General features: G+C 71.2%; 14 protein-coding genes and 2 riboswitches. Of the genes, 3 read left to right on the forward strand and 11 right to left on the reverse strand.

Going from position 1 to position 15859, the window contains the following annotated elements:
- Positions 1-4 precede the first annotated feature (4 nt).
- Positions 5-592, forward strand: coding sequence for a TIGR03086 family metal-binding protein (locus ACWDYF_RS34175; protein WP_381742778.1), 588 nt, complete (start codon positions 5-7; stop codon positions 590-592).
- Here the strand turns inward: ACWDYF_RS34175 and ACWDYF_RS34180 are convergent.
- A complete protein-coding gene (locus tag ACWDYF_RS34180) occupies positions 579-1439 on the reverse strand; it encodes a thioesterase family protein (RefSeq protein ID WP_037888666.1) in 861 nt (286 codons plus the stop codon). The genes ACWDYF_RS34175 and ACWDYF_RS34180 overlap by 14 nt on opposite strands.
- A gap of 164 nt (positions 1440-1603) precedes the next feature.
- On the opposite strand from ACWDYF_RS34180, the gene ACWDYF_RS34185 reads away from it, so the two are divergent.
- Entirely contained in the window at positions 1604-2848 is a 1245-nt protein-coding gene (locus tag ACWDYF_RS34185) for an alpha/beta hydrolase (protein WP_381742776.1), read from the forward strand.
- On the opposite strand, the gene ACWDYF_RS34190 is transcribed toward ACWDYF_RS34185, so the two are convergent.
- The 10 genes from ACWDYF_RS34190 to ACWDYF_RS34235 form a co-directional block, all read right to left on the reverse strand.
- Positions 2757-3413 (reverse strand): trimeric intracellular cation channel family protein, encoded by a 657-nt coding sequence (locus ACWDYF_RS34190; RefSeq protein WP_037888661.1) that lies wholly within the window; start codon positions 3411-3413, stop codon positions 2757-2759. The two genes, ACWDYF_RS34185 and ACWDYF_RS34190, sit on opposite strands and share 92 nt — an antisense overlap.
- Positions 3414-3463: 50 nt before the next feature.
- Entirely contained in the window at positions 3464-4855 is a 1392-nt protein-coding gene (locus tag ACWDYF_RS34195) for a M1 family metallopeptidase (protein ID WP_018568609.1), read from the reverse strand.
- Between the two features lie 93 nt (positions 4856-4948).
- The gene (locus ACWDYF_RS34200) at positions 4949-6322 is read right to left on the reverse strand and encodes an ABC transporter ATP-binding protein (protein WP_389473774.1); all 1374 of its coding nucleotides are present in this window, start codon (positions 6320-6322) and stop codon (positions 4949-4951) included.
- Positions 6319-7416, reverse strand: a complete 1098-nt coding sequence (locus ACWDYF_RS34205) for an ABC transporter ATP-binding protein (RefSeq protein ID WP_389473772.1) — start codon at positions 7414-7416, stop codon at positions 6319-6321. Before ACWDYF_RS34205 ends, ACWDYF_RS34200 begins: the two co-directional genes overlap by 4 nt.
- Entirely contained in the window at positions 7413-8411 is a 999-nt protein-coding gene (locus tag ACWDYF_RS34210; protein WP_389473770.1) for an ABC transporter permease, read from the reverse strand. The genes ACWDYF_RS34205 and ACWDYF_RS34210 overlap by 4 nt, the downstream gene beginning before the upstream one ends.
- A gap of 107 nt (positions 8412-8518) precedes the next feature.
- Positions 8519-10306 (reverse strand): ABC transporter substrate-binding protein, encoded by a 1788-nt coding sequence (locus tag ACWDYF_RS34215; protein WP_389473768.1) that lies wholly within the window; start codon positions 10304-10306, stop codon positions 8519-8521.
- Positions 10307-10374: 68 nt separating this feature from the next.
- Positions 10375-11382: an ABC transporter permease gene (locus ACWDYF_RS34220; protein WP_026252655.1), complete on the reverse strand. Its 1008-nt coding sequence runs from the start codon at positions 11380-11382 to the stop codon at positions 10375-10377.
- Between the two features lie 341 nt (positions 11383-11723).
- Positions 11724-12515 (reverse strand): enhanced serine sensitivity protein SseB C-terminal domain-containing protein, encoded by a 792-nt coding sequence (locus tag ACWDYF_RS34225; RefSeq protein WP_026252654.1) that lies wholly within the window; start codon positions 12513-12515, stop codon positions 11724-11726.
- A 138-nt stretch (positions 12516-12653) separates the two neighbouring features.
- On the reverse strand, positions 12654-13457 hold the full coding sequence (locus tag ACWDYF_RS34230) for an enhanced serine sensitivity protein SseB (protein WP_389473766.1): 804 nt from the start codon (positions 13455-13457) through the stop codon (positions 12654-12656).
- 41 nt (positions 13458-13498) lie between these two features.
- Positions 13499-14197, reverse strand: coding sequence for an AAA family ATPase (locus tag ACWDYF_RS34235; RefSeq protein ID WP_381742760.1), 699 nt, complete (start codon positions 14195-14197; stop codon positions 13499-13501).
- Positions 14198-14367: 170 nt separating this feature from the next.
- Positions 14368-14468: riboswitch (glycine riboswitch) on the forward strand.
- A riboswitch (glycine riboswitch) is annotated at positions 14469-14590 on the forward strand.
- A 40-nt stretch (positions 14591-14630) separates the two neighbouring features.
- Between ACWDYF_RS34235 and gcvT the strand changes: the two genes are divergently transcribed.
- Positions 14631-15758: a glycine cleavage system aminomethyltransferase GcvT gene (gene gcvT, locus ACWDYF_RS34240; RefSeq protein ID WP_389473763.1), complete on the forward strand. Its 1128-nt coding sequence runs from the start codon at positions 14631-14633 to the stop codon at positions 15756-15758.
- The last annotated feature ends 101 nt before the right edge of the window (positions 15759-15859 follow it).

A 15859-nucleotide genomic window follows, 5' to 3' on the forward strand; every position in this document is an offset into this window, starting at 1 on the left:
GCTCATGAACACCGCCGACCCCCGTGCCGCCTACGCCCGCGCCACCGAACAGGCCGCCGCGCTGATCAGGGCCGTACGCCCGGAGCAGCTCACGGACCCGACGCCGTGCACCGAGTTCGACGTCCGGGCGCTGCTGGGCCACATCGTGGGCGGCACCCTGCGGATCGCGGTCGCCGGGGAGGGCGGGGACGGGCTCTCCGTCGACCCCTCCGCCGTGGTCGTCGCCGACGACGACTGGTCCGGTGCCTACGAGGAGGCGCGCGGCCGGGCCGTGAAGGCGTGGGAGCCCGAGGAGCGGCTGACCGCGCCGGTGCGGGTGCCGTGGGGCGAGGTGCCGGGGCAGGCGGCGCTGGCCGGCTATCTGATGGAGCTGGTGGGGCACACCTGGGACCTCAACGAGGCCGTCGGCCGCCCCCTGGCGCTGGACCCCGCGCTCTCCGAGGCCGCGCTCGACGCCGCCCGCCGGGTGCTGCCGGAGTCCGGGCGCGGGGACGGCGTCCCGTTCGCCGACGCCCGTCCGGTGGCCGAGGGCGCCGACGTGCACGAGCGGCTCGCGGCCTGGCTGGGCCGGACCCCGGTCAGCCGAGCCTGACCCGGGCGAGCTGCCGGGACTGCGCCACCAGCCGCCCGGCCTCGTCCCAGACCTCGGCGTCCTCCTCCAGGAAGCCTCCGGCCAGGTTGCGGGTGGTGATGGACACCCGCAGCGGGCCCGGGGCCGGGCGGCAGCGGATGTGCACGGTCAGCTCGACGGTCGGGACCCAGCCCTTGAGCCCCAGCTCGAAGGCGGTGGGCGGCAGCGCGTCCACCGCGAGCAGCAGGGAGAGCGGGTCGGCGTCGCGGCCGTCGGCCAGGCCGAACCAGGCGCGCATCTCGCCCCGGCCGCTCGGCGCGCCGAGCGCCCAGCCCAGGGTGGCGGGGTCCAGCTTGAGCATCAGCCGGTCGGCGATGGCGGAGCTGCCGTCGACCGGGGCGGGCCCGTCCTCGGGGCCGAAGCACTGCGCGGCGGGCGGCAGGGCGGGCGGCTCGGCCGTGGTGCGCACGTCGTCGGGGAGCGCGTCCAGGTCGCCGTAGGAGGCCAGGACGCGGATGCGCTCCACCTCGGTGCCGTCCTCCTCCTGCTGGAAGAGCGAGGCCTGGCCGGTGGAGAGGGTGCGGCCGGTGCGGACCACCTCGGTGCGCACCACGGCGGGGCCGGGCCGGGAGGCGGTCAGGTAGTGCGCGGAGACGGTGAAGGGGTCGCTGTGCGGCAGGGCGTCCGCGAGCGCGCGGCCGAGGACGGCCAGCAGATAGCCGCCGTTGACGGCGTTGATGATCGTCCAGCCGGCGGAGAGGTCGATGTCGTAGACGCCGGGGGCGCGCCGGACGACGGCGGTGTCCCGGTCGAACTCGCTGTCGCCGATCGTGGCCCGCACGGCCGGGGCGGAGGCTGCATCTGGCATACCGGAACGGTACAACAGCAAACTACTAAGCGGTAGCTTTCAGTCTGACGGCCGGATGACGGCTGTGTGACGGATGATGTCCGCTGCGTGAGTGTCGGCAATTTCTCGGTAAGTGTCCGCACTCGTCCGTAAACCCGGGGCCCCGGTTTTCCCTCTACGGGGACATGAGCCTCACCGGGACTCCGTTCCTGTACACCACCGTCGCCCTCGCCGTGATCGCCCTGGTCCTGCCGTTCGTCCTGTGGACCCGCACCCGGGGCCCCAAGGTGCTGCGCACGGCCCTGCGGGGGCTGATGCTGCTGTTCGCCCAGGCCACCGCCATCACCCTGGTCTTCGTCCTGGTGAACAACAGCAACAACCTCTACGACAACTGGGACGACCTGCTCGGCACCGGCAACCATGTGCAGCAGGCCGCCGACCTGGGCGCGGACGGCACCGGCGGGATCGCCTACCGCAAGCTGCCCAAGGTCCGCCAGACGTTCTCCGCGGCCGACGGGCCGTCCATGGGCGCGGCCGGCGGGGTCCGGGTCACCCAGCTCAAGGGCCGGGTCTCCGGGGTGGACGCCGAGGTCTACGTCTGGCTGCCGCCGCAGTACGACGACCCGGCGTACCGCGACAAGAAGTTCCCGGTGGTGGAGCTGCTGTCCGGCTACCCCGGCTCCGCCAAGGCGTGGTTCGGCTCACTGCACGTGCACCAGCAGCTCGAACCGCTGATGCGCTCCGGCCAGGTCGCCCCGTTCATCCTGGTCTCCCCGCGCACCAACGTGATAGCCAAGGCGGACACCGGCTGCGCCAACATCCCGGGCACCGTGAACGCCGACACCTGGCTGAGCATCGACGTACCGAAGATGATCACGGACAACTTCCGGGCCCAGGGCGCGCCCGACGGCTGGTCCACCGCGGGCTACTCGGCCGGCGCGCACTGCGCGGCCAAGCTCGCCGTCGCCCACCCCGACCGCTACCGGGCCGCGATCAGCCTGTCCGGCTACAACGACCCGATCGGCGAGAGCGCCTCCCTGGCCGCCCAGAGCCCCGCCCTGCGCCAGGCCAACAACCCCTACCTGCTGCTGAAGAAGGCCCCCACCCCGCCGCGCGTCTCGCTCTACGTCTCCGGCGAGCCGGGCGACGGCTACCAGGCCGGGGTCGCCCTGGCCCAGGTGGCGAAGGCGCCGACGAAGGTGCACGTGGTCTATCTGCCGCGCAGCGCCGGCGGGCACAGCATGGCGCTGTGGCGGCCCCAGGTGCCCACCGCGTTCCGCTGGCTGACCGCGGAGCTGAGCCACAAGCCGGCCGGGAAGCAGGGGCACACCGGCCCGGCTACTCCTCACGGACGGTCGAACGCCGGTTCCACGCCCGCGGAGCTCGCCAGTGGTACTTCATCGCGAGCAGGCGGAGCGCGAAAGCCGTGACCACCGCGAGCCCGCTGGTGAACGGCGTCAGCGCGTCGTAGTGGATGCACAGCACCACCATGGTGGAGCCGACGATCGCCGGGACCGCGTACAGGTCGCGGTCCCAGCGCAGCAGTGAGGGCACCTCGTTGGCGAGCACGTCGCGCAGCACACCGCCGCCCACCGCGGTGGCCAGGCCCAGGGTGGCCGACGAGGTGAGGCCGAGCCCGTAGTCGTACGCCTTGACCGTGCCCGAGACGCAGAACAGGCCGAGGCCGGCCGCGTCGAAGACGTACACCGCGCGCTGGATGCGCTCCACGTGCGGGTGCAGGAAGAAGACCACGAGCGTGGCGAGCAGCGGCGTCAGGAAGTAGCCGAGGTCGGTGAAGGCGGCCGGGGGCACGGCCCCGATGACGATGTCGCGGAACAGCCCTCCGCCCAGCGCGGTGACCTCGGCGAGCACGGCGATGCCGAAGACGTCGAAGTTCTTGCGGACGGCCAGCAGCGCGCCGGAGATGGCGAACACGAAGATGCCGACGACGTCCACCGTGTGCTGGACGGAGGGGCTGAACAGTTGCTGAAGCACCCCATATTCTTACGCGGGGCGCGGCCGGGTCCGGACCGGACGCGGGGCCCCTACAGCGCGGGCTTGCCCGGGGTGGAGAGCCAGGCGCGGAAGAAGTCGCCGAGCCGCTGGCCCGAGACCTGCTCCGCGAGCCGCACGAAGTCGGCGGTCTCGGCGTTGCCGTAGCGGTGCTGGGACGTCCAGGCGGGCAGCAGCCGGAAGAACGCCTTGTCGCCGATGCGTTCGCGCAGCGCCTGGAGGGTCATCGCGCCCCGGTCGTAGACCGCGCCGTCGAACATGGTGTCGCGCTGCGGGTCGGCGATCCTCAGCTGCCAGAAGGAGTCGTCGGCCGGGATGGCGTCGTACTCGGCGCGGAAGGAGTCGTGCGCCGAGCGGGTGCCCTTGTGCTCGCTCCACAGCCACTGCGCGTAGCTGGCGAAGCCCTCGTTGAGCCAGATGTCCTTCCAGTGCTTCACCGACACCGAGTCGCCGAACCACTGGTGGGCCAGCTCGTGCACGATGGTCGTCTCGTTGCGCACGGCCGAGTAGGCGGGCTTGCTCTGCACCTCCAGCGAGAACCCGGCCTGCGGCATGTCGTCGACGATCGCGCCGGTCTCCTCGAAGGGGTACGGCCCGAAGACCTGCGACCAGTAGTCGGTGGCGGCGGCGGTCACCGCGTACACGTCGACCTTGTTGCTGTCCTTCAGCTTGGGGTCGATGGCCACGTACATCGGGATGCCGCCGGGCGTCCGGCCGGTGCGCACATCGAACTTCCCGATGGTGGCGGTCGCCAGATAGCTCGCCATCGGCCGGCTCTCGCGCCAGTGCGTGTACGTCGAGCCGCCCCGGTCGTACGTGGCGACGAGGCGGCCGTTGGACACCCCGGTCAGGCCCTTGGGCGCCTTGATCCGGATGTCGTAGGTGGCCTTGTCCGAGGGGTGGTCGCTGGAGGGGAACCAGGTGGAGGCGGCGTTGGGCTCGCACGCCACGAAGACGCCGTCCGCGGTCTTCATCCAGCCGTACTGGGAGCCGAACACAATGGGGCCGCTGAGCGGCTCGGGTATGCCCCCGTAGGTGACGGACACCGTGAAGGTCCGGTTCTTGCCCAGCACACCGCGCGGGGTGATGCGCAGCTCGTCGCCGTCCCGGCTGAAGCGGGCGGCTCTGCCGTTCACCTCGACCCGGGTGACCTCCAGTTTCTGTAGGTCCAGGTCGAAGGAGGACAGGTTCTCGGTGGCGCGCGCGGTGAGCGTGGTGCGGCCGTCGAGGCGGTCGGTATCGGGGTTGTACGCGATGTCGAGGTCGTAGTGGCGGGCGTCGAAGCCGCCGTTGCCCAGCCGGGGGAAGTAGGAGTCGCCGATGCCGGGGGCGCCGTGGGTGGGGGCGGAGGATGCGGCGACGGCGAGGAAGGAGGCCGCCGCGGTCGCGACGGCCCCCAGACGTGCCGAACGGGAGAGTGCCATGAATCGTCCCTTCGCGCGTGGACCGGTTGATCACACGGACTGGGACGACTCTGCGCTCTCCCGTTCGGTCATGAGCATGACTTTGCCAAGTCGTCACGCCTCGGGCGTCACGCCTCCCTCACCGGCCGGCTTGCGGCCCTCGGCACCGGTGTCCTGCGAGGCAGCGGGCTCGTCGGAGGCGACGGAGGCGGCAGCCTCCGGCGTCTCGCCGGGCTCGGCCGCTTCATCCGCCTCGGCGGGTCCGGCGGACTCGGCGGGTGCGGTCGGCTTCACGGGCTCGGTCGGCTTCGCGGGCTCCGCGACCTCCGCCGCCACCGCCGCCGAGGTCTCGGCCGACTTGGCCAGCGCCTCCTCGGACACCAGCTCGGCCGCCTCCTTCGCGGCCGACAGCAGCACGGTGTCCTGCGGTGCCTGGTCCTCGAAGTTCTCCGGGTGGTGGCAGGCCACCCGCTGACCGGGCTTCAGCTCCACCAGCGCGGGCTCGGTGGTCCGGCAGACCTCCGTCGCCTTCCAGCAGCGGGTGTGGAACCGGCAGCCGCTCGGCGGGGAGATCGGCGAGGGCACGTCGCCCTGGAGCAGGATGCGCTCGCTCTTGGCGTTCTTGCGCCGCGGGTCCGGGATCGGCACCGCCGACATCAGCGCCTTGGTGTACGGGTGCATCGGCGCCCGGTACAGCGAGTCCCGGTCGGCCAGCTCGACGACCTTGCCCAGGTACATCACCGCGATCCGGTCCGACACATGGCGGACCACCGACAGGTCGTGCGCGATGATCACGTACGTCAGGCCCAGCTCCTGCTGGAGGTCGTCCAGCAGGTTGACGACCTGGGCCTGGATCGACACGTCCAGCGCGGAGACCGGCTCGTCGGCCACCACCAGCTTCGGCTTGAGCGCGAGCGCGCGGGCGATGCCGATGCGCTGGCGCTGGCCGCCGGAGAACTCGTGCGGGTAGCGGTTGTAGTGCTCGGGGCTGAGCCCGACCACCGACAGCAGCCGCTGCACCTCCTTCTTGACCCCGCCCTCGGGCTCGACGCCCTGGAGCCGGAAGGGGGCGCCGACGATGCTGCCGATGGTGTGCCGGGGGTTCAGCGACGAGTACGGGTCCTGGAAGATCATCTGCACATCGCGGCGCAGCGGGCGCATCCCGCCGACCCCGAGGTGGGTGATGTCCTTGCCCTCGAACTCTATGCGGCCCGCGGTGGGTTCGAGCAGCCGCGTGATCAGCCGGCCCATCGTCGACTTGCCGCAGCCGGACTCGCCCACGACACCGAGGGTCTCGCCGGAGCGCACCTCGAAGTCGATGCCGTCCACGGCGCGTACGGCTCCGACCTCGCGCTGGAGCAGGCCCTTCCTGATGGGGAAGTGCTTCTGCAACCCGCTCACCCGCAGCAGGACCTCACCGGGGGCGGTCTCCTCGGTGGCCACCGCGGTGCCCTTGCCGTTCTCGGCGTTCTCGGCGTTCTCGCTCACAGCTTCGGCGCAATCTCTTCGGTCCAGATCCGCTGCCGCTGCTCCTGCGACATGTGGCAGGCGGCCCAGTGCTTGCCGCCGACCTCGGTCAGCTCGGGGCGCACCGTGCGGGTCACATTGTCCTTGGGGACGTCGGCGTACGGGCAGCGCGGGTTGAAGGCGCAGCCGGAGGGGACGTTGATCAGGGAGGGCGGGGACCCCTTGACGGGGATCAGCCGTTCCTGCTGCTCGCGGTCCAGGCGCGGCATCGAGCCGAGCAGTCCCCAGGTGTAGGGGTGGCGGGGCTCGTAGAAGACCTCTTCGGCCGGGCCGCGCTCCACGCACCGGCCGCCGTACATCACCAGGATGTCGTCGGCGAGTTCGGCGACGACGCCCAGGTCGTGGGTGATGACGATGACCGCGGAGCCGAACTCCTTCTGGAGGTCCCGGATGAGGTCGAGGATCTGCGCCTGCACGGTGACGTCCAGGGCGGTGGTCGGCTCGTCCGCGATGAGCAGCTCGGGGTTGTTCACCAGCGACATCGCGATCATCGCGCGCTGGCGCATGCCGCCGGAGAACTCGTGCGGGTAGCTGTCCACCCGCTTGTCCGGCTGCGGGATGCCCACCCGGTCGAGCATCTCGACCGCGCGCCTGCGGGCGGTCTTCTTGTCGACGTCGTGGTGGATGCGGTACGCCTCCACGATCTGCTGGCCGATCGTGAAGTACGGGTGCAGCGCGGACAGCGGGTCCTGGAAGATCATCGCCATCTCGCGGCCACGCAGCTTGCGCACGTGGTCGGGGTCGGCGGAGAGCAGTTCCGTGCCGTCCAGCCAGATCTCGCCCGAGATCCGCGCCTTGCGCTTGCCGTACTGGCCTGCGGTGTGCAGACCCATGATGCCGAGCGAGGTCACCGACTTGCCGGAGCCGGACTCGCCCACGATGCCGAGGGTCTTGCCCTTCTCCAGCTGGAAGCTGAGTCCGTCGACGGACTTGACCAGGCCGTCGTCGGTGGGGAAGTGCACCTTGAGGTCGCGCACCTCCAGGAAGGCGGTCGGTGCGGCCGCGGCCGCCGTGGGCTCGCCCACCGCCGCGCCGGTCTTGCTGAGTTCGGTCATGCCAGCCTCACTCGGGGGTCGATCACGGCGTACAGGACGTCCACCACGAGGTTGGCGACGAGCACCGCGAGGGAGGTGATCAGGGTGACGCCCAGGATGATGGGCAGGTCCTGGTTCTTGATGCCGTTGAGCACCGCCTGGCCGAGGCCGGGCAGGCTGAACGTGGTCTCGGTCAGGATCGCGCCGCCGATCAGGGCGCCGAGGTCCATGCCGAGCATGGTCAGGATTGGGGTCAGCGTCGAGCGCATGGCGTGCTTGCCGATGACGGTCTGCTCGCGCAGGCCCTTGGCGCGGGCGGTGCGGATGTAGTCCTCGCCGAGGATCTCCAGCATCGTGGCCCGGGTGATGCGCGCGTACATCGCCGCATAGAGGAAGGCCAGGGTGATCCAGGGCAGGATCATGCCGCCGAGCCAGCCGGTGAAGCTGTCGCCGATGGGCACGTACTGGCCGTCGATCCAGCCGAGGCCGTAGCTGAAGACGGCCAGGGAGAGCAGACCGGTGAAGTAGATCGGCAGCGAGACGCCGCTCAGGGCGACGACCATCGCGCCGCGGTCCCAGATGCTGCCCCGCTTGAGGGCGGAGAGCACACCGGCGGCGACACCGAAGACCAGCCACAGCACCGCGGCGCCGAGCGCGAGTCCCAGGGTCACCGGGAAGCGGTCGGTGAGCACCGGCCAGATGGCCTGCTCGCTCTTGAAGGAGTAGCCGAAGCACGGGGCGGAGCAGTGGGTGACGTCGCCGCCGCCCACATAGGTGCGGCCCGCGAAGATCCCCTGGAAGAAGTGCCAGACCTGGGTGTAGACCGGGGCACCCAGGTCGAGCTTCTGCCGGACCCCCTCGACGGCGGCCGGGTCGGCCTGTTTGCCCACGAAGCTCAGGGCGATGTCGACGCCCGCCCACTTGGGGACGAGGAAGAAGATGCTGAAGACCACCACGATGATGACCACCAGCATCACTGCGGCGGCGAACAGCCGCCTGATGAGGTAAGCGAGCACAGCTTACGGCCCGCCGCGGACCGCGGGCCCGGAGGTCTTCCGGAGCCCGCGGTCACGCCGCGCCGGCCTTCACCTGCCTTTCGTGCGGTACGGCGGGTGTGCCGGGTCTACTTCGAGGAGGACAGGCCGAGGTTGACGAAGTCGTAGTACCCGCTGTACGCGTTCGTCGTGTACACGTTCGCCAGTCGCGAGGAGCGCCAGTTCAGGAGCTTCTCGAAGACGAAGGGCAGGTAGTAGCCGCCCTCCATGACCTTGTGGTTGATCTGGGTGGCGATCTCCGCCTTCTTCGCCTCGTCCAGCGTGGTGCCGTACTGGTCGAAGAGGCCGTCGATCGTCTTGTCGTTGATCAGCGCGTAGTTGTTGTTGCCGCTCTGGAGGGTGTAGCGGCTGTCCCACAGCGGCACGCCGTAGCCCTGGACGGTCGGGAAGTCCGGGCCCCAGCCCATGATGATGATGCCGAACTTCTTCTTCTCGACGTTCGAGGGGCTGCCGATGATGCCGGCGGTCTGCGAGCCGTCGTACTGGTAGATCTCCGCGTCGATGTTGATCTTCTTCAGCGACGCCTGGAGCGACTGGGCGGTGGCCACCTCGACCGGCTTGTTGTTGCGGACCGCGATGGTGGTCTTGAAGCCGTTCGGCTGGTTGCAGGCCTTCAGCTCTTCCTTGGCCTTCTCGATGTTGCCGTTCTTGCCGGCCCCGGCCAGCTCGTACGGGTCGTACTTCTGGCCCTCGCCACCGGCGACGGACGGCGGGAGCATGTTGGTGCCGATGTCACCGCCGGCCACCGGGCCGCCTCGGGCGGTCTGGAGCGAGACGTGGTCGGCGCCGTAGATCACGGCCTTGCGGCAGTGCTCGTTGTCGAACGGCTTGACGCTCTGCGGGAAGACCGCGTAGCGGATGAAGCCGGAGACCGGGTTGTCCAGGTTGCCCTTGTGCTGCTTGAGGGCGATCTGGCGGCCCTGCGGCGACAGACCGGTCTGGCTCAGGTCCAGGTCGTAGTCGCCGTTGATCAGGCGCTGGTCCAGGTCGTTGGCGTTGGTGAAGAGCTTGATCGACACCTTGTCCGGGTACGCCTTGCGGACCGGGTCCGAGGACGCCTTCCAGTTGGTGTTGCGCACCAGCACGAGGCTCTTGCCCGGGTCGTAGGACTCGAACTTGTACGGGCCGGAGGAGAACGGGTGCAGGCCGTACTTCGACTTGGTGTCCTTGTCCTGGCGGACCGGGGAGGCCGAGGTCAGCGCCAGCATCTGGATGAAGTCGGAGTTCGCCGTGGGCAGGTGGAAGACGATCGTCTTGTCGTCCGGCGTGTCGATCGCCTTCAGGCCCAGGTGGTCGGCGGCCTTGTCCTTGTACGGGCCCGGGTAGGTCTTCTTCGGGTCCAGCGCCTGCTGGAGGTAGATCGGACCGCCGGACAGGACGTCCTGCGCCCAGACGCGCTCGATGCCGTACTTGATGTCCTTGGAGGTGATCGGCTTGCCGTCCTCCCAGGTGGACCCGTCGCGCAGCGTGAACGTGTAGGTCTTGCCGCCGTCGGTGACCTTGCCGGTGTCCGTGGCCAGGTCCGGGGTGAGCTTGGCGCCGTCGGCGCCCGGGGCGGTCGAGTAGGTCAGCAGCTGGCGGCTGTAGTAGCGCGAGAAGTCCCACATGAAGCCGTAGTAACCGCGTGTGGTGTCCCACGAGTCGGCGTCCTGGGTGCCGGCGAACTTCAGCTCGCCGCCCTTCTTGACCTTCGACGCGTTGACGACCTTGTTGTTCGCCGCGTCAAAGCCGGCGGCGCCGCTCTTCGAGCCGCCGTCGTCGCCGCCGCCGCACGCCGCCGTGGTCAGCAGTCCTGCGACCACGGCCGCAGCGGCCAGTGCCTTCTTGCGCCGCCCTGAGGTGCGTTGGGTAGTCACGATCTCGGTTCCTCCGGAATTGATGAGAGACCCCGTGCATGCGCCACGGGTCGCTTGGATACGGCGGTTCAGCGGGAGCCCTTGGGATCCAGCGCGTCCCGCACGCCGTCGCCGAAGAGGTTGAAGGCGAGGACGGTGATGAAGATCGCCACGCCGGGGATCACCATGTACATGGGGTCCGAGTCGTAGTAATCGATCGCGCTCGACAGCATCTGTCCCCAGGAGGCCGTCGGAGGCTTGACGCCCACGCCCAGGAAGCTGAGGGCCGCCTCGGTGAGGATGTTCGTCGGGATCATCATCGTCGTGTACACGATGATGGGGGCGACGAGGTTGGGCAGCAGCTCCTTGAACAGGATGTAGAACCGCCCGGCACCCAGCGAGCGCGCCGCCTCGACGTACTCGCGCTCCCGGAGCGAGAGCGTCTGGCCGCGCACCACCCGGCCGATGTAGGGCCAGCCGAAGAAGCCGATGACCAGCACCATCACGAACACGCGCACACTCGACCCGGTCAGCCCCAGCATGTCGTTCGGCATGACCGAGACCAGCGCGATGATGAAGAGCAGCTGCGGGAAGGCCAGCAGGCCGTCCATGACCCGGCTGACGACGGCGTCCACCCAGCCGCCGAAGAAGCCGGCCAGGATGCCGAGGACCGTGCCGAGCACGACGGCGACCAGCGCGGACAGGAAGCCGACCAGGAGCGAGATCTGCGCGCCGTAGAGGATGCGGGCGAAGATGTCGCGGCCGTTGACCGGCTCGACACCCAGCAGATGGTCGCCGCTGATGCCGCCGAGGGAGCCCGTGGGCGTACCGAACAGCGGGTCGATCAGGTTCTCGTGGTAGAGGTCCGGGTCCTGCCCGATCAGCTTGGCGAGCGCGGGTGCGAGCACCGCGACCACGATGAGCAGGAGCACGACGACGCCGCCCGTCAGGGCGAGCTTGTCCCGCTTCAGGCGCTCCCAGGCGATCCGCCCCAGGGACCGGCCCTGGACGGCCTTGGCGCCCGGGGCGGCCACCGCCGCCTCGTCGGCCGCGCTCGGGGCCGCTTCGGCGGTCGGCTCGTGCAATGGTGCCGTCATTAGGCAGGGACCCCTCTCAACCGGCGGTAGCCGGCCCGCACTTGCCGCTGTGGCGGCATCGTCAGTCCGTCGTACACAGAGGCGAACGCCCCTTGTTGCGGGAGTCTTCAACGGGCGGGCGATCTGTTGCCAGACTTGACGGTGAAAGGATGCGCAAACGTGATGCGGGTAGGGGGGTTCCGTTATCCGGACGCTGGGTAACGGGGGGCGGACGCGGGCCAGTTGGCGTTTTCCTCCGCAGAACCGGACCTTCCGACCTCATCTACGCGCGAAGAGGATCACAGGGCGTGTCGGCCGGTCGGGGCGGTACGCGTGGTTCCGGTTCCGGTCGCCGCTCCGGATCAGTGTCCGCCGGCCGGCGGGTAGCCGTAGCCGCCCGCGGCGGCCTGCCCGGCGCCGCCGTGCGCCTCGCGGTCGTAGAAGGGCCGCGCGTTGGCGCGCAGCCACATCACCACCGGGTCGTACTCGTCGGACATCACCACGGTCGAGACCGGCAGCCCGTCCGGGACGGCCGCCATGGACTGCTGCATCATCGAGCGCACCGAGTCGACGGCGGCCGGCGAGGTGTCGTAGACGTCCAGGCCGATGGCCAGATACGGGGACCCGACGGCGGGCTGCACCCAGGTGCGGCGCAGCGAGCGCAGCGCGGGCGTGTGGTGGGCGGTCTGGGTGAGCAGCGCGTAGAACTGCGGGATCTCCAGGGCCGGTTCGGACAGTCTGAGCGGTCCGGCGGGCTGGCGGTCCAGGCCGGAGGCGATCCGGCGCAGATCCAGCCAGGGGATGCCGACGCCGCCGCCCGGGGCGTGCGGATTGAGCCAGAGGCCGAAGTGGTCGGGGTAGAGGGTGCGGGCGACGTCCAGCCCGTCCACCACCTCGTAGGAGCGCATCCAGCCGCTGGCCGACAGTTCCTGGGCGGAGGTGACGCAGGGCGCGTAGCCGTGGCCGCCGACCTCCATGTGGCCGTACTGGGCGTCGGGGGCACCGGCCTGGCCGTGCCAGAGCAGCATCCAGACCTGGCCGGTGGACGGGGTCGCGAGGGTGCGCAGCAGCGCTTCGTAGGCGTCGTACCGCCCGGGTGTCACCTGGCGGAGCATCTGCTCGACATGCCCGGCCGCGGTGTCGCTGGCGCTCACCATTTACCGCCCCTCCGTGTTGCCCTCGACCGGGCTGTGCGTCCAGCTTAAAGCCGCCCGGCGGCCCGGTCCGTGCCGCGGTCGCGCGCGCGGGCGGCGCCGGTCCGTGCCGCCGGCGTCCGCGCGCCCCCCGCCGTCTCAGTGTCCGTGCCCGTAGAAGGGCCTGACCTTCTCCCGCAGCCATACGGCCACCGGGTCGTCCGTGATGTCCAGCAGGACCAGGTTCACCGGCCAGGCCGGGGGCGCCGCCGCCAGGGCGCGGCCCAGGGCGTCGAGCGGGCGGGCGCGCGCCTCGTCGTCCGCCGAGGTCAGCTCGACGCCGACGAACAGGACCGGGTCGGCGGTCTCGACGGCGGCCAGGCAGCGGCGGGCGGTGCGCACCACGCCGGTGGCGTCGAACTCGGCGGAGGCGGCGGACAGGAAGTCCACCGGGTCGTCCTGCCAGTCGGGTTCGTAGAGCCGGACCCGGCCGCCGGCGGCGGGGCCGTCCAGCGCGGTGCGCCCGGCCCGGCACAGTGCGGCCACGGCGGGCGGCGGCAGCGGCATTCCGGCCACGCCGTCCGGGTTGAGCGCGATGCCGACCTGGGCGGGCAGCCCGCGGGCGAACTCCACGGCGGGCGCGACGGTGTACGCCATGTGCGCGCCGACGACGTGGCGGAACTGCTCCTCGGAGCTGAAGACCGGTACGTACGCCTGGCCGTCGATCTCCAGCGTGGGCAGGTCGAGCGGGCCGCTGTCCGGGCCGCCGCCGTTCGGCAGCGGCACCCACAGGAAGCTGCGGCCGAGCACCTCGATGACGCGGCCGCCGGCCGTGGGGATGCCGAGGGCCGCGGAGAGCACCTCCTCCAGCTCGTTGCCGGGCCACCCGCCGTGCGGGTGGGGGTGTGCCTGTGCCGGGAAGTCCCCCGGAATGTCCGCGGAGAAGTCCGCCGGGAAGTCCATCTGCCTACCGCCTGCCGGAAACCACTGGTGTGACCGGAAGGTTATCGGGTGCCGGGGCCGGGCCGGCCGGTGAAGGCGATCCGGCGCAGCCCGGCCGCCGCCGCGCGGTCCAGCAGCACCGCCGAGGCGCAGCCCTCGGGCAGCTCGCCGCGCTCCACCGCGGCCAGCAGCCGGGCGACGGACCTGCGGTGGCGGCCGAAGGCGTAGCGCGAGACCCGGCGGCCGCGCTCGCGCTGGCCGGTGAGCGCCGCCTCGGGGGCGACGTCCAGCAGGACCAGGTGGAGGGCGCCGCCGCGGCGGCGGGCGGCGCGGGCCAGCCAGCCGCGCACCCAGCGCTGGGTGCCGCAGTCGTGGACCACGACGCCCTCGCCGCCGCGCAGGGCGCGGCGCAGCGCGGCGTAGTGGGCGAGGCGGACCAGGGGGCGGTAGAGCGCGTAGGGCAGGCGGTGCGCCAGACGGGCGTCCCAGCGGTCGCGGGTGTCCTGCGAGTCGATGCGGGGGCCGGGCGCGGCGCGGCGCATCAGCGTGGACTTGCCGCCGCCGGGCAGTCCGGTGACCACGACCACGTCGCCCGGTCCGAAGAGCAGGGCGTGCGGGGCGCGGCCGGGGCGCTCGCGCAGGTCGCGGACGACGGGGGCCGGGGGCCCGTCGCACCGCTCGCGGGCCGGGGCCCCCGGCTGTCCCGGCAGGGCGGGCGCCCGGGTGATCACGTACGCCGGCGCGGTCCTGTTCACCGTCATCGTCCTCCCCGGGGCGGTGACGGTTCACCTTCCCCTTGAGTGTAAAGAGAAGGTAATGGACGGTGTCTGCCGTTTCCGTGCGCGTTCTGCCACAGCACGGTTACAGATCCGGCCTGCCGTGAAGTGTCCGGGCATGCAATGATGTGCGCGCCAACTGCATACCGGCCGTTTGAATCCGCGCGGGAGAGTCCCCGGCAGCGTGTCTGCCCGGGGCGCCGAAGGAGCAAGTCCCTCCCTTGAATCTCTCAGGCACCGTTACCGCGCGGGCGAGGCACATCTGAAAAGCGGGCCGCCCGCCCTGCCGCGGCGGCCCCACCCAAGGTGCAAGCCGTGTCCGTCCGTCCTCGGGCGGTCATGGCGAACCTCTCAGGTTCCGATGACAGATGGGGAGGACACGCCCCGTCCTCGCCCGCCATGCCTGGGAGACCGACCGATGAGCAGTTCCGTGTCCCGTCCGCTCCGTCACACCGCCCTCGACGCGGTGCACCGCTCGCTCGGTGCCACGATGACCGACTTCGCCGGCTGGGACATGCCGCTGCGCTACGGCTCCGAGCGCGACGAGCATGTCGCCGTGCGCACCCGGGCCGGTCTGTTCGACCTGTCCCACATGGGCGAGATCACCGTGACCGGCCCCCAGGCCGCCGCCCTGCTGAACTTCGCGCTGGTCGGCAACATCGCCTCGGTCGGCGTCGGCCGCGCCCGCTACACCATGATCTGCCGCGCGGACGGCGGCATCCTGGACGACCTGATCGTCTACCGGCTCGCCGACACCGAGTACATGGTGGTGGCCAACGCCTCCAACGCCCAGGTGGTGCTGGACTCGCTCACCGAGCGGGCGGCGGGCTTCGACGCCGAGGTCCGCGACGACCGGGACGCCTACGCGCTGCTCGCGATCCAGGGCCCGGAGTCCTCCGGCATCCTGAAGTCTCTCACCGACGCCGACCTGGACGGCCTGAAGTACTACGCGGGTCTGCCCGGCACGGTCGCCGGGGTGCCCGCGCTGATCGCGCGCACCGGCTACACCGGCGAGGACGGCTTCGAGCTGTTCGTGAAGCCGGAGCACGCCGTGGAGCTGTGGCAGGCGCTGACCGAGGCCGGCGCGGGCGCGGGCCTGGTGGCCTGCGGTCTGTCCTGCCGCGACACGCTGCGCCTGGAGGCGGGCATGCCGCTGTACGGGCACGAGCTGACCACCGCCCTGACCCCGTTCGACGCGGGTCTGGGCCGGGTGGTGAAGTTCGAGAAGGAGGGCGACTTCGTCGGCCGCGAGGCGCTGCTGGCCGCCGCCGGGCGCGCCGAGCAGGCCCCGCCGCGCGTCCTGGTCGGGCTGGTCGCCGAGGGCCGCCGGGTGCCGCGCGCCGGGTACTCCGTGGTGTCCGGCGGCGAGGTGATCGGCGAGGTCACCTCCGGCGCCCCCTCCCCCACCCTGGGCAAGCCGATCGCCATGGCCTACGTCGACGCCGCGCACGCCGCGCCGGGCACGGCCGGGGTCGGCGTGGACATCCGGGGCAGCCACGAGCCGTTCGAGGTCGTGGCGCTGCCCTTCTACAAGCGGCAGAAGTGACACCGTCGAGCCACGGCCGACGGTGATCCGGGTCACCCGACCCGCCTCACGCATGCCCGCGCACTCCCTCATTCACCACCACTGACCCGCGTACAGGAGAA

The organism is Streptomyces sp. NPDC003284, assembly GCF_053589675.1.